This window comes from Streptomyces sp. NPDC014889, assembly GCF_043081205.1.
Lineage (GTDB): Bacteria > Actinomycetota > Actinomycetes > Streptomycetales > Streptomycetaceae > Streptomyces.
Window position 1 is genome coordinate 77,703 of sequence record NZ_JBIBWH010000015.1, and the last position, 13,583, is coordinate 91,285.

Genomic DNA, 13,583 nt, shown 5'->3' on the forward strand with positions numbered 1-13,583 from the left:
CATGCGAGTGCTGGCCACCGCGGGGCATGTCGACCACGGCAAGTCCGCCCTGGTACGGGCCCTGACCGGGATGGAACCCGACCGCTACGAGGAGGAACGGCGCCGGGGACTCACCCTCGACCTCGGCTTCGTGTGGACACCGCCGGACGCGGAGGGCGAACGCCTCGCCTTCGTCGACGTACCCGGCCACGAGCGGTTCGTCGCCACCATGCTGGCCGGGGTCGGACCGGTGCCCGCCGTGCTGTTCGTGGTCGCCGCCGACCAGGGCTGGCAACCGCAGTCCGAGGAGCACCTCGCGATCCTCGACGCGCTCGGTGTACGGCACGCGGTGCTCGCCGTGACCCGCAGCGACCTGGCCGACCCCGAGCCCGTGCGCGCCGAGGCCGTCAAGCGGCTGGCCCGGACCTCGCTGGGCACCGTGCCGTCCGTCGCGGTCAGCGCGGTGACCGGCGCCGGACTGGACGAACTGCGCGCCGAACTGGCCCGGACGGTCCGCGCCCTGCCCGTGCCGCCCGCCGACGAGGACGTACGGCTCTGGCTGGACCGCGCCTTCACCGTGCGCGGCCACGGCACCGTCGTGACCGGCACGCTCGGCGCGGGCACCCTGCGCGTCGGCGACCGGCTGGTGAGCGGCGCCGGCGCGCAGCCCTTGAGGGTGCGCGGGCTCCAGTGCCTCCAGCAGGACCGGAGCGCGGTGAGCGGGGTGGCGCGGGTCGCGGTCAACGTGCACGGCCCCCTCGCCGGGCAACTGCGGCGGGGAAAGGTGCTGTTGGCGCCGGACCGCTGGCTGTTCACCGACCGGATCGACGTACGCGTCACCGGCGAGCCGGCCGGCGACCTGCCCCGGAACGTCGCCCTGCACATCGGCACGGCGGCCGTCGCGGTGAACGTCCGTCCCCTCGGCGAGGACACCGCCCGGCTCACCCTGCGCCCCCCGCTGCCCCTGCGCGTCGGGGACCGTGCCGTCCTGCGCGAACCCGGCGGCGGGCACAGCCCCTGCGCGGTGACCGTGCTCGACGTGTGCCCGCCGGACCTGACCCGGCGGGGGGCGGGTCGGGCCAGGGCCGCCGTACTGGCCGCGATGACAGGCAGCCCCGACGGAGCGGCGGAGCTGCGGCGCCGCGGACTCGTCCGCCGCTCCCGCCTGCTGGCCATGGGCATCCCCCCGCCCGCCGAACCGGTCACCGGGGACTGGCTGGCCGACGAGGCCCACTGGGCCCGGCTGCGCGAGAGGCTGGTCACCGCGGTCGAGGAGCACGCACGCCTGCACCCCATGGAGCCGGGCCTGCCGGCCGAGGCGGCCCGGCGCCTGCTGGACCTGCCCGACCGGGCGCTGGTGGACGCCCTTGCCGCGACACCGGGGGAGCCGCGCCTGCTGCGCCGCGAAGGACGCCTGTACCGGCCCGGCAGCGCCGGGCCCACCCTGCCGCCACCGGTCCGCGCGGCCGTCGACGCGGTACGGCGCGACCTGGAGAAGACCCCGTTCCGCGCACCCGACGCCGACCGTCTCACCGCCCTGGGCCTCGACCGGAAAGCCCTGGCCGCGGCGGTCTCCGCCGGTGCGCTGCTACGGGTCGGCGAGGGAATCGTCCTGCTCCCCGGCGCGGACGCCGAGGCCACCGCGGCACTGCGCCGCCTGCCTCAGCCCTTCACCCTCAGCGAGGCCCGCAAGGCCCTCGACACCACCCGCAGGGTGGCCGTGCCCCTGCTGGAGTACCTCGACACCCACGGGCACACGGAACGAGTCGACGACCAGCACAGACGCTGCCGACCGGACACGGAGGAGAACGGAGGCGGACGGGAATCGAACCCGCCTGTCCGAGATCCTCGGACACCTCGGTTTTGAAGACCGGGAGGGCCACCAGGCACCCACACGCCTCCACCGGCCGCCAGGCTACCGGAAGGCCGGCCGGGACGGCGCGGGCGCACCGACCGGTCCACCGGGACCGGGAGATCGCCGGACCACCGCGACAGAAGACAGGAGCCCAGCGTGACCGCCACCCATGAAACCCCCGTACGGCTCACCCAGTTCGCCCACGGTGGCGGCTGTGCCTGCAAGATTCCGCCGGGTGAGCTGGAGGACGTGCTCGGCGGGCTGCCGATGGTGCTGCCGGACGCCGGGGACACCCCGCTGCTCGTCGGACTGGCCACCGGCGACGACGCGGCCGTCGTGACGCTGCCGGCGCGGGGCGGCGCCGCGCAGGCGGTGGTGTCCACCGCCGACTTCTTCACCCCCGTCGTCGACGACCCCTACGACTGGGGACGCATCGCCGCGGCCAACGCGCTGTCGGACGTGTACGCGATGGGCGGCCGCCCCGTCCTCGCGGTCAACCTGCTGGCCTGGCCGCGTGACGTGCTGCCCTTCGAGCTGGCCCGCGAGGTGCTGCGCGGCGGTCTCGAGGTGGCCGCCGAGGCCGGCTGCCACGTGGGTGGCGGGCACAGCGTCGACGACCCCGAACCCAAGTACGGCATGGCCGTCACCGGCCTGGCCGACCCCGCGCGGCTGCTGCGCAACGACGCGGGCAGGGCCGGACTGCCCCTGACCCTGACCAAACCGCTCGGCCTCGGCGTGCTGAACAACCGCCACAAGGCCACCGGCGAGCGGTTCGAGCAGGCCGTGGCCACCATGGTCGCCCTCAACCGGGACGCCTGCGCCGCCGCCCTCGCCGCCGGGGCCTCCTGCGGCACCGACGTGACCGGCTTCGGCCTCCTGGGCCACCTGCACAAGCTCGCCCGCGCCTCGGACGTGACGGCGGTGGTCGACACCGCCGCCGTGCCCTACCTGGACGGCGCACGCGAGGCCGTACGCGACGGCTACGTCAGCGGCGGCACCCGGCGCAACCTGGCCTGGGTGGAGCCGTTCACCGACTTCGGTGACGCCGACACCGACACGCGCCTCCTGCTCGCCGACGCCCAGACCTCCGGCGGCCTCCTGATCGCCGGGGAGGTCCCCGGCTTTCCGGTGGTCGGCGAACTCGTCCCGCGCGGGGCCCACTCCGTCGTCCTGAGGTGAGCCCCGCACTGGACGCCGGTCAGGGCTGGGTTCCGGTGTGCTCGTCGATGCCCGCCCGCGCCTGGTAGGAGCGCACCAGTTCCACCGCGGCCGGTCCCCTCGGGCGGCGGCCCGGGCGGATGTCGACGCCGAACGCCTTGGCCTCCTGGATATGGACGTTGGAGTCGAGGGAGAGGTGGAGCAGTTCGTTGGCGGCGTCGCCGGTGCTGTAGCCGTTGGGGCCCCAGTGGTAGGGCAGGCCCACCTGATGCAGGGTGCGGCCGTGCACGGTCAGCGGCGGCATCCGGTCGGTGACAAGCACCCGTGCCTCGATGACGGCCCGGGCACTGACGATCGTGGCCCAGCCTGTGTGCTCGAGACCGCGCTCGGCGGCCAGTTCCGGCGACACCTCGCAGAAGAACTCCGGTTGCAGCTCCGCCAGATACGGCAGCCAGCGCGACATGCCGCCCGCGGTGTGGTGCTCGGTGAGCCGGTAGGTGGTGGCCACGAACGGGAACACCTCCGAACCCGGCTCGCCGGCACTGGGCCCGTAGCGGTTGTCCGGACGCGACCGCGTCACGTACCGCGCCGGATTGCGCTGCTGCCCGTACAGCAGGTTCGGGAACGGCGACTCCTGCGGCTCGTAGTGCGTCGGCAGCGGCCCGTCGGTGAGCCCGGACGGCGCGTACAGCCAGGCCTTGCCGTCGGCCTGCATCACGAAGGGGTCGATGCCCGACAGGGCCTGGGGCCCGGTCGCGTCCGGCGGCGGCCGGTGGTACGGGGACTTCTCCTTGGCGAAGTCGGCGATGTCGTGGCCGGTCCACTGCGCCTGCTCCTCGTCCCACCACACCAGCGCCTTGCGCTCGCTCCACGGCTTGCCGTCGGGGTCGGCCGAGGCCCGGTTGTACAGGATCCGCCGGTTGGCGGGCCATGCCCAGCCCCACTGGTTGGCGACCCAGTTCTGTTCCTTGCCCGGCTTGCGGCGCGCGGCCTGGTTGACGCCGTCGGCGTACACACCGCAGTAGATCCAGCAGCCGCACGCCGTGGAACCGTCCGGCTTCAGCTGCTCGTAGGACGCCAGTGGGCGGCCCTCGGCGTCGAAGCCGTTGACCTCGGCGAGCACCGCCTCCGCCTCCGGCTCGGCGAGCTCGCCCTTCGTGGGGTAGTCCCAGGTCAGGTCGAGCAACGGCCGGTCCATCGGGTCGGCCGAACCGGCGAGCTTGCGCCGGATGATCCGGCCGAGGTGGAAGGTGAACCACAGGTCGCTGCGCGCCTCGCCGGGCGGTTCGACGGCCTGGTGGTGCCACTGCAGCAGCCGCTGCGTGTTGGTGAAACTGCCGTCCTTCTCGGTGTGCGCGGCGGCCGGCAGGAAGAACACCTCGGTGCGGATGTCCTCCGTGCGCAGCTCTCCGCTCTCGATCTCCGGGCCGTCCTTCCACCAGGTGGCCGACTCGATGAGGGAGAAGTCGCGTACCACCAGCCAGTCCAGGTTGGCCATGCCCAGGCGCTGCGACTTGGCGTTGGCGGAGCCCACCGCGGGGTTCTCGCCGAGCAGGAAGTAGCCCTTGCAGACGCCTTCCATCTGGGCGGTCACCGTCTCGTAGGTGGAGTGGGTGCCCGTGAGCCGCGGCAGGTAGTCGAAGCAGAAGTCGTTGTCGGTTGTCGCCGCCTCACCCCAGTACGCCTTGAGCAGGCTCACCAGGTAGGACCGCATGTTGCCCCAGTAGCCGTTGCGCGCCGCCTCGCCCTGGACGAAGGAGTCCAGGTCGTCGTTCAGATGAGCGTGCGGCATCGGGATGTAGCCGGGCAGCAGGTCGAACAGGGTGGGGATGTCCGTCGACCCCTGAATGGAGGCGTGCCCGCGCAGGGCCATGATGCCGCCGCCCGGCCGGCCGATGTTGCCGAGCAGGGTCTGCAGCACGGCGGCTGCGCGGATGTACTGCACCCCCACGGTGTGCTGGGTCCAGCCCACCGCGTAGGCGAACGCGGTGGTCCGTTCGCGCCCGGAGTTCTCGGTCACGAGCTCGCACACCTGGCGGAACAGGTCCTGCGGCACCCCGCAGATCCGCTCGACCATCTCCGGCGTGTAGCGGGCGTAGTGCCGTTTGAGCACCTGGAACACGCACCGCGGGTGGGTCATCGTCTCGTCGCGCTCGGGTTGGCCCTCGCCGATGTCCGCGCCGCCCGACCCGTGCGCCTCGCCCCGTGCCGACTCGGTCACCATGCTGCGGCGGCCGGTGCGCTTCTCGTACTCCAGGTCGCGCTTGCCGGAGGCCGCCTGCATCTCCATGCCCTCGTACTGCCAGCTCGTGTTGTCGTACGAGCCGGTCTCGGGGTCGAAGCCGGAGAACACGCCGTCGAGGTCCTCGGTGTCCCGGAAGTCCTCGCCCAGCAGCACGGGCCCGTTGGTGTAGGCCACCACGTAGTCACGGAAGTACTTGTCGTTGCTCAGGACGTAGTTGATGATCCCGCCGAGGAAGGCGATGTCCGAGCCGGCGCGCAGCGGCACGTGGACGTCCGCCAGCGCGCTGGTGCGCGTGAACCGCGGGTCGACGTGGACCAGCTTCGCGCCACGCGCCTTCGCCTCCATCACCCACTGGAACCCGACCGGATGGCACTCGGCCATGTTCGAACCCTGGATGACGATGCAGTCCGAGTTCTGCAGGTCCTGCTGGAAGGTGGTCGCGCCGCCGCGGCCGAACGAGGTTCCCAGACTGGGAACGGTGGAGGAGTGTCAAACACGGGCCTGGTTCTCGATCTGGATCGCGCCCAGCGCCGTGAAGAGCTTCTTGATCAGGTAGTTCTCCTCGTTGTCCAGCGTCGCCCCGCCCAGGCTGGCGATGCCCATCGTGCGCCGGGTGCGGGTGTCGTCGACCTCCCACTGCCAGCCGGCGCGACGGGCCTCGATCACGCGGTCGGCGATCATGTCCATCGCCGTGTCGAGGTCGAGCCGTTCCCACCGGGTGCCGTGCGGGCGCCGGTAGAGGACGTGGTGCTCACGGGCACTGCCCGTGGTGAGCTGAAGGCTCGCCGCGCCCTTGGGGCACAGCCTGCCGCGGGAGATGGGGGAGTCCGGGTCGCCCTCGATCTGCGTGACCCGGTCGTCCTCGACGTACACGTTCTGGCCGCAGCCGACGGCGCAGTACGGACAGATCGACTTCACCACCCGGTCGGCGGAGGCGACCCGGGGAGTGAGCCGTGCGCTCGGCCCGCTCTTGGCGGCCGCCCCGCGGCCCAGCGGGTCGGTGCCCTTGAGCTGGCGGTAGACCGGCCAGGAGTCGATCCATGTGCGTACACCCATGAGAGGGATCCCTTTCGGTACTGCTGCTCGTGCCGTCAGTCCTGCCGCCCGTGCGGGTGCGGTACGTCCGGCGCGCTGTGCCAGGTCTCGACGACCTCGGCCCCCAGCCGCTCGCGGTCCTCCTGCGGAAGATTCTCCCGCAGCCGGACGAAGACGGCATCCTCGAACGCCACATGCCGGCGCACCTGGCTCTCCAGTTGTTCGGCCAGCTCGTCGAACTCCTCGCTGTCCGCGGAGGTCTCCCGGAGGGCCGTCAGTGTGCCGATGCCCTCGTGTTCCTGCCGGAGTGCCTCGTCGGCCAGCCGGTCACCGGTGCCGAGCGCCGCGCGCACGGCCGGCCACAGATGGCGCTGTTCGGCCGGTTCGTGGCTCTCCAGCGCCTGCGCGATCAGGGCGACGACGAACTCGCGGCGCGCCAGGTCGGCCCCGGTGCCGCCCTTCGTCGCCCCGGGAAGCGCCTTGAGCTGCTTCAGCAGGCCGGTGACACGGTCGTGGTCGCGGGTCAGCACGGCGGTCAGCTCGTGCACGTCACCGGGGGCGCGGTCGCCCTTCGGCCGGGCATCCCACTGCTCGGCGGCCTGCCGCATAGGGCGGTCGGTGACGGCCCGATGCCGCAGCCACCGTCGCGTCTCGTCCGTGCAGGTGGGGTTCACGGCGGGCGGGTTGGCCAGGTGCTGGGTGGACTCCCGCGGCATACCGGGACGGTGCTGTTCGGCCGTGGTGAGGGTGTCGCCGCCGTCGGCGGGCAACCCCGTGGCGATCAGGAAGGCCTGACCGGCGGGCACCCCCAGACGGTGTCCGGCCTCCTCGTAGTCGAGGCCCTCCGCCAGCAGACGCTGCACCTGGCTACGGCTGGGCATGGGCCTCTCCCTCCGGTCCGGTCGGGTCGCTGCTCCGAAGTACCCGCGGCACACGGCGTGAAACCGGCCGCCGCCTGCCTGCGGTGTGTCAGCTCGACCCCTACCGGGTGGGTCCGTAATGTCCGGGTGGTTGCGGATTTCGCCGGGCGGAAGGAGCGACCGGATGACGGCGAAGGGGAGGGTGCGGCAATGATCCAGCGCCACGTCTTCGGCACCGTGTTCGCCCTGGAGTCGGCCATCGCCGGGTTCGTGTTCCTGGTCGTTCTCGCCCTGCTCGGCCACGCCGTGGTCCGACGGCGCGCCGGACGCGGTCCGGCGGCTTCCCCACGGCCGGAACGCCCCGTGCTGGAGAGGTACTACGTCGGTGTCCTGACCGCGTTCGCGGTGTTCCTCGTCGCCTGGACCGCCTGGCAGAACCACCAGGAGCACCGGCCGCCGGAGCGCGCCCCCGAGCCCGTGGACGTCATGGGCTTCCAGTGGTGCTGGCAGTTCAGCTATCCGAACTCCCCCGTCAAGCGCAGCGTGACCGGCCTGTGCCGGGGCCGGGACCTGCCCACGCTCGTCGTGCCCACCGGCCGGCCCGTCCAGCTCAGGCTGACCTCCAAGGACGTCATCCACTCGCTGTGGATCCCGGACCTGCGCTACAAGATGGACGCCTTCCCCGACCACGTGAACACCTTCACCCTCACCCTCGACCACGAGGGCCGCTGGCGGGGCAGGTGCGCGGAGTTCTGCGGTGAGCGGCACTACTCGATGGACTTCTGGATCAAGGCCGTTTCCCCCCAGGAGTACGAGCGCTTCCTGCACGGGCAGGCGGTCGGCACCGGGGCAGGGACGGTGACATGACGGTCGCGCCGCCCGCCGGGGGCAGGGAGGGCACGGGCGGGCGTCCGGTCGCCCCGGGCGGCTGGCTCGGCTGGGCGACCTCCACCGACCACAAGCGCATCGGGCTGCTGACCGTCGGCACCTCCCTGGTGCTCTTCCTGCTCATGGGCGTCCTCGCCCTGCTGATGCGCAGCCAGCTCGCCCAGCCGGACCTGCACATCGTGGACCCGAACACCTTCGACCAGCTGTTCACCATGCACGGCTCCGGCATGATCTACATGGTCATCACGCCGTTCGCGATCGGCATGGGCGTCTATCTGGTGCCGCTGCAGATCGGGGCGCCGGGCACCGCCGCGCCCCGTCTGACCCTGCTGGGCTACTGGCTCTACGTGCTCGGCGCGCTGATGACGCTCTCGGGCTTCGCCACTCCCGACGGGGCGCACGCGAGCGGCTGGTTCTCCTATCCGCCGCTGGCGGACAAGGAGCACTCGCCCAGCGTCGGTTCCGACCTGTGGATCGCGGGCGTCGTCCTGGCGACCACCGGCGTCATCATCATGGCCTGGGCGGTGCTGTGGACGGTGCTGCGGCGCCGTACCCACGGCATGACCATGCTGCGCCTGCCCCTCTTCTGCTGGTCGATGATCGCCACCTGTCTGATGGTGATCGGCGCGTTCCCCGCGCTGCTGGCGGCGATGGCCCTGCTCGCCGTGGGCCGCGCCGACGCCTCCGTCTTCGCGTCCAACGCGTGGAACATCGGCTATCAGCACCTGTTCTGGTTCTACGGTCACCCCGTCGTGTACGTGATGTTCTTCCCGTACCTGGCGGCGGTGGCCGAGGTGCTGGCCGTCTTCTCCGGCCGCCGCTTCTTCGGCTACCGGGGCACCGCGCTGTCGCTGCTGGTGTTCGCGGCCCTTTCGATGAGTGTGTGGGGACACCACATGTTCGCCACCGGGCAGGCCACCAACGACTACTACTCCCTGACGTCCATCGCGCTGCTCGTCCCCGCCGGAGTCGAGTACTTCGGCATGCTCGGCACGATCCTGGGGGGACGGCTGCGCTTTCCCACGCCGATGCTGTTCGCCCTGGCCTTCATTCCGCAGTTCCTGATCGGCGGGCTCACCGGCATCATGATCGGCACCCCGGTGATCGACTACCACGTCACCGACAGCTACTTCATCGTGGCCCACCTGCACTACGTGCTGTTCGCCGGCAGCGTGTTCGGCCTGTTCGCCGGCGTCTACTTCTGGTTCCCGAAGGTGACCGGCAGGATGCTGGGCGAGCGGCTGGGCCGGCTGCACTTCTGGCTGCTGGTGATCGGCACCAACGTGACGTTCCTGCCCATGTTCGTCCTCGGCTACCTGGGCATGCCGCGCAGGGTGGCGACGTACGCCTCCTACGACGGCTTCGCGTGGCTGAACCTGCTGGCAAGCATCGGCGCCGCCTTCCTCGCGGCGGCCATGACGGTGTTCGTGGTCAACGTGCTGTGGACCCTGCGCGGGGCGGCGCTGGGGCGGGCGGCGACGGTCCCCGACGATCCCTGGGAGGCGCACACGCTGGAATGGGCCACCTCCTCGCCGCCGCCGCGGCTGAACTTCGCCCCCGACCGCCCGCTGCCGCCGGTCACCAGCTTCGCTCCGCTGCTCGACCTGCGGCAGCGGCAGGCGAGCGAGGCGGCGGCCGACCGGCCGGGGAGCCGGCCGTGAAGCGGCATCTGCCGTTCGTCGTCGTCGCCGGCTGGGGCCTGCTCAACGGCGTACTCCTCGCCGTGCTCGGGATCTACGGCGAGACCTCCCTGGTCTTCTGGCTGTGGGGCGGTGTCGTCGCCCTCCTGGAACTGGCCGGGGTACTGGTCCTCGCCTCCGTGCGCTCCGGGCCGGACCAGCACGTCCGCTACCGGGTGCCGGACCGCGGCGCCGGAGCGGTGCCGGCCGCCGCGTTCGGCTGCGCGCTGGTCGCGCTGGCCTTCGTCTACGGTCTGTGGCTGCTGGCCCTGGCCGTTCCGCTGCTGGCCGTGGCGATCGCGCTGGCCGTGCACGGCACGAGCGCGGGGGAGCGGTGACCCGTGGACCACTCGGCGCACCCGGCGGTGGCGATGGGTCTTTCGGGGCTCGTCCTGGCCGCGGTTGTCCCCGGTGTCGTACGGCTCACCCGGTACTCGCCGCTGTGGCGGCGGTCGAGCGTGCCCGCGGTCGTCGCCCTGCCGCTGCTGGTGGTGCTGCACGCCTGGGTGGTGCTCGGCGACCCTCTCCGGCTGCCGCCCCCGGGCGGCGCGCTGCCGGCCGAGACGGCGCTGGTGGTGGCCGCGGTGCTCTTCTGGCTGCCGGTCCTCGCCGGCACCCGGCACCGCCTGAGCGATCCCGGCCGGTGCCTGTACCTGTTCCTGGCCGCGCCGCTGCTGGACCTGCCCGCGGTCGGCGTCGTCGCGGCGGGCCGTCCGGCGGAGGGGCTCGCCATGATCGTGGGCATGCTGCCGGTCGGCATCGCCGCGGCGGCCGTCACCTGGTCCTGGGCCAACCGGGAGGAACGGTCGGCCGCCGTACTCCCGCCGGATGGAGGCGCGTATGTCCCCTGACGCACGGGGACTCGTCCTCGTCTTCGACGTCAACGAGACCCTCACGGACATGTCCGCGCTCGGGACGCGCCTTGAGGACGCCGGCCTGTCCGCGGATCTGCTGCCGCAGTGGTTCGCCGGAGTGCTGCGCGACGGCATCGCCCTCACCCTGGCCGGTGGCCCCGCGCCCTTCGCGCAGGTCGCCGCGGACGGGCTGCGCACGCTGCTCGCCCGGGGGCGGCCCGGACGGGATCCCGAGCCGCTGGTGGAGCACATCCTGGCCGGGCTGCCGGAACTGCCCGTCCACCCGGACGTACCCGGGGGCGTGCGCGCCCTGCTCGCGGCCGGCCACCGGCTGGCGACCCTGACCAACGGCTCCGCCGACACCACCCGCGCGGTCCTGTCCCGCGCCGGGCTCGCGGACTGCTTCGAGACCCACCTCGACGTCCGGGACGCGGCCGGCCACTGGAAGCCCGCCGAGGCCGCCTACGCCCACGCGCTGCGCACACTCGGCGTACCTGCGGCCTCCGCACTGCTCGTGGCCGTCCACCCGTGGGACATCGACGGCGCGACCCGAGCGGGCCTGCGCACCGCCTGGCTGCACCGGACCCCGACCCCGTACCCCTCCGCCTTCAACCCGCCCGACCTGAAGGCGTCCGGCGTGACGGATCTGGCCCGACACCTGAGCCGTCCGGCGGCCGGGTGAAGGTCGCCGTGAGGCCTGCGGGGACCTGGACGTCCTGGCAGATGGGCGGGACCAACGTGGAGCGCCGGTGCTCCCGGGCGGCTCGCTGAGGTCCGCACGGGTCGCCCGTCCGGCGGCCGGGCGGGAGCGCGCGCGTGCGGAGCCCGGGCCCCCGCCGCGGGGCGCTTCGCGCGGCGCTTGGGCGCCTTGCCGTCGGGCGGCGTTCGCGCGCCGTGCCGGGAAACCCCGGTGCCGCAGGCGGCCCCGGGGTTTTCTGCGCCGGGTGGAGGGCGGCCTCGGGCAGTCAGTCCGTGTCGGCGGCCCGGAGGCGTTCCCGTTGGGGTACGACCGTGTACTTGGGGTCCTCCGCCGAGGCCACGCCCGCGTGGAAGACGCCGAACCTGAGCGCGGCTGAGCCGGACAGCAGGGCCAGGCCGGCCGCCACGGCCAGCGCGCGGCCGCCGCGGCGCCGGCCCGCGGCCACCGCCAGCGCGGTGCCGCCCGCCGTGAGCAGCTCCGCCGCCCGCAGCAGACGCTTGGCATCGCCCTGCTCGAACGGCTCGGCGGCCAGGCCCATCCGGCGTTTCATCAGCTGGAAGGCGCCCATCTCCAGCCCGGCCGCGAGCACCGCCATACGGTGCGCGGGCCCCGCCTGCTCCGCCGGCACGAAGGCCAGCGCCAGCCCGGCGGCCGCACTGGCGCCCGAACCGGCGAACACGAAGGGCATCTCCCGGTAGCCCTCGTGCCACGACGGCACCGCCGTGTCGGAGATCAGCACGGCGGTGTACGTGGCGACCGCCGGACCCAGCACGGCGGCACCCGCCGTCGCACCGGCGCCCAGCAGGCGGTAACGGCGCGCGACATCGGTGGCCGCGGCGACCACCGTCAGCGGCGCGTACCCGGCCAGCAGCCAGGACCCCACGCTCATCGGCGAGGTGGGCTTGAACACGCGCAGCATGTTGACGAAACGGGCGGGCCGCCCGAGGTCGTGCACGAGCGCGACCAGCGAGGCGGAGATCGCGCCCGCCGCGCCCAGCTTCGCCGTCCGGGCCAGCGCAGGCCGCCCCGTGGCCTGCGCCCCCGCCGCCAGCAGCGACGACCCGCCGGCGAGGCCGCCGAGGTAGAGGTAGCCGGCGATGTCGACGGACTTCCAGGTCGGCTTCTTGATGACCGGTTTGCCGTAGTAGGAGGAGAACTGGGCCTCCGGGACCATCGACTGCTCGCCGCGTCCGCGGCGGCGCCGGTGCCGCCCGTGCCCGGCCGCGCCGTCGACCGGGGCGTCCCGGCCGGGCCGCGCCCCCTTCACACCCTCACGGGTGACGTCGGACTCGCTCATCGTGGCCTCCTGACGAAAGCGGCGACGCCCAGTGCCGCGAGCGACACGGCCGCGGTCGCCGCGTGCTTCCACATCGAGGGCAGATCCCGGGTGGTGACCACCGGGTCGGGCGGCAGGCCGTACACCTCGGGCTCGTCCAGCAGCAGGAAGAACGCGCCGTCGCCGCCGACCCCGTCGTCCGGGCTCTCCCCGTACAGCCGGGCGTCGGTGACACCGGCCGCGTGGAGCTGCGCCACCCGCGTGGCGGCCCGTTCGCGCAGTTCGTCCAGCGGGCCGAACTGGATGGAGTCGGTGGGGCACGACTTGGCGCAGGCCGGCTCCATGCCGACGCCGAGCCGGTCGTAGCACAAGGTGCACTTCCAGACCCGGCCGTCCTCCTTGCGCTGGTCGATGACCCCGTACGGGCAGGCGGGCACGCAGTAGCCGCAGCCGTTGCACACGTCCTCCTGGACCACGACGGTGCCGAACTCGGTGCGGAACAGCGCGCCGGTCGGACACACGTCGAGGCAGGCCGCGTGGGTGCAGTGCTTGCACACGTCGGACGACATCAGCCAGCGCAGCTCGGTGCGCCCGTCGGGCGACACCGGGGAGATCACGTCGGCCGGCGCGCCCGCCGGCTCCGACGTGGGGGAGGGCGCGGAACCGAGCTGCCGGGCCGCCTCGAACGCGTCGAAACCGCCTGCGCCCGCCCCCGGCTCCTGACCGCCGCCCACCTGCACGCGCTGCTCGATGAAGGCCACGTGCCGCCAGGTGTCGGCGCCGAGCCCCTGGGTGTTGTCGTAGGACATGCCGGTCAGTTCGAGGCCGTCCTCCGGCACCGCGTTCCACTCCTTGCACGCCACCTCGCAGGCCTTGCAGCCGATGCACACGGAGGTGTCGGTGAAGAAGCCCATCCGGGGCGGTGTGTCGGTGTATCCGGACGCCTGCGCCACGTTCGGCAGCGGCCCGAACCACAGGTTCCGTGACGCCGGCGGATCGCCGCCCGCCGCGTTCGGCGCCGTCGTGTTGCCGTCGGTCATGTCCGGACCTCCTC

The 13,583-nt window shown here is 73.0% G+C and carries 10 protein-coding genes, 1 tRNA gene and 1 pseudogene; 7 read left to right on the forward strand and 5 right to left on the reverse strand.

The features are described from left to right. Position 1: 1 nt before the first annotated feature. Positions 2-1,750 (forward strand): annotated as a pseudogene (locus ACF09J_RS27950) (SelB C-terminal domain-containing protein); the annotation flags it as partial. 38 nt (positions 1,751-1,788) lie between these two features. On the opposite strand, the gene ACF09J_RS27955 reads toward ACF09J_RS27950, so the two are convergent. Further along, positions 1,789-1,881, reverse strand: a tRNA-Sec gene (locus ACF09J_RS27955). Between the two features lie 109 nt (positions 1,882-1,990). Here ACF09J_RS27955 and selD point away from each other — a divergent pair. Then, positions 1,991-3,013 carry a selenide, water dikinase SelD gene (gene selD / locus ACF09J_RS27960; protein ID WP_392308221.1) on the forward strand — a complete coding sequence of 341 codons (1,023 nt, stop codon included), beginning with the start codon at positions 1,991-1,993 and terminating at the stop codon, positions 3,011-3,013. A gap of 19 nt (positions 3,014-3,032) precedes the next feature. On the opposite strand, the gene fdh is transcribed toward selD, so the two are convergent. After that, on the reverse strand, positions 3,033-6,293 hold the full coding sequence (gene fdh / locus ACF09J_RS27965; protein WP_392308222.1) for a formate dehydrogenase: 3,261 nt from the start codon (positions 6,291-6,293) through the stop codon (positions 3,033-3,035). 35 nt (positions 6,294-6,328) lie between these two features. Beyond that, positions 6,329-7,153 (reverse strand): hemerythrin domain-containing protein, encoded by an 825-nt coding sequence (locus tag ACF09J_RS27970; protein WP_392308223.1) that lies wholly within the window; start codon positions 7,151-7,153, stop codon positions 6,329-6,331. Between the two features lie 189 nt (positions 7,154-7,342). Here ACF09J_RS27970 and ACF09J_RS27975 point away from each other — a divergent pair, with 189 nt between their 5' ends. From ACF09J_RS27975 to ACF09J_RS27995, 5 genes are read left to right on the forward strand one after another with little or no spacing between them, the layout of a single operon-like run. Continuing rightward, complete coding sequence (locus ACF09J_RS27975) at positions 7,343-7,999, forward strand: cytochrome c oxidase subunit II (RefSeq protein ID WP_392308224.1); 657 nt, start codon at positions 7,343-7,345, stop codon at positions 7,997-7,999. After that, complete coding sequence (locus ACF09J_RS27980; RefSeq protein ID WP_392308225.1) at positions 7,996-9,681, forward strand: cbb3-type cytochrome c oxidase subunit I; 1,686 nt, start codon at positions 7,996-7,998, stop codon at positions 9,679-9,681. Before ACF09J_RS27975 ends, ACF09J_RS27980 begins: the two co-directional genes overlap by 4 nt. Next, on the forward strand, positions 9,678-10,037 hold the full coding sequence (locus tag ACF09J_RS27985; protein ID WP_392308226.1) for a hypothetical protein: 360 nt from the start codon (positions 9,678-9,680) through the stop codon (positions 10,035-10,037). The genes ACF09J_RS27980 and ACF09J_RS27985 overlap by 4 nt, the downstream gene beginning before the upstream one ends. Positions 10,038-10,040: 3 nt before the next feature. Then, positions 10,041-10,550, forward strand: a complete 510-nt coding sequence (locus tag ACF09J_RS27990; protein WP_392308227.1) for a hypothetical protein — start codon at positions 10,041-10,043, stop codon at positions 10,548-10,550. Continuing rightward, positions 10,540-11,235 (forward strand): haloacid dehalogenase type II, encoded by a 696-nt coding sequence (locus ACF09J_RS27995; RefSeq protein ID WP_392308228.1) that lies wholly within the window; start codon positions 10,540-10,542, stop codon positions 11,233-11,235. Before ACF09J_RS27990 ends, ACF09J_RS27995 begins: the two co-directional genes overlap by 11 nt. Positions 11,236-11,518: 283 nt before the next feature. Here the strand turns inward: ACF09J_RS27995 and nrfD are convergent, their stop codons facing one another. Both nrfD and ACF09J_RS28005 read right to left on the reverse strand, forming a co-directional pair. Next, positions 11,519-12,550 (reverse strand): NrfD/PsrC family molybdoenzyme membrane anchor subunit, encoded by a 1,032-nt coding sequence (gene nrfD, locus ACF09J_RS28000; RefSeq protein WP_392308229.1) that lies wholly within the window; start codon positions 12,548-12,550, stop codon positions 11,519-11,521. Beyond that, positions 12,547-13,569: a 4Fe-4S dicluster domain-containing protein gene (locus ACF09J_RS28005; protein ID WP_392308230.1), complete on the reverse strand. Its 1,023-nt coding sequence runs from the start codon at positions 13,567-13,569 to the stop codon at positions 12,547-12,549. Before ACF09J_RS28005 ends, nrfD begins: the two co-directional genes overlap by 4 nt. Positions 13,570-13,583: the final 14 nt, after the last annotated feature.

Coding starts and splice junctions, on each gene's coding strand:
- ACF09J_RS28005 (WP_392308230.1), bottom strand. CDS start 13,569: ATGACCGACGGCAACACGACGGCGCCGAACGCGGCGGGCGGCGATCCG.
- nrfD (WP_392308229.1), bottom strand. CDS start 12,550: ATGAGCGAGTCCGACGTCACCCGTGAGGGTGTGAAGGGGGCGCGGCCC.
- ACF09J_RS27970 (WP_392308223.1), bottom strand. CDS start 7,153: ATGCCCAGCCGTAGCCAGGTGCAGCGTCTGCTGGCGGAGGGCCTCGAC.
- ACF09J_RS27980 (WP_392308225.1), top strand. CDS start 7,996: ATGACGGTCGCGCCGCCCGCCGGGGGCAGGGAGGGCACGGGCGGGCGT.
- ACF09J_RS27995 (WP_392308228.1), top strand. CDS start 10,540: ATGTCCCCTGACGCACGGGGACTCGTCCTCGTCTTCGACGTCAACGAG.
- ACF09J_RS27975 (WP_392308224.1), top strand. CDS start 7,343: ATGATCCAGCGCCACGTCTTCGGCACCGTGTTCGCCCTGGAGTCGGCC.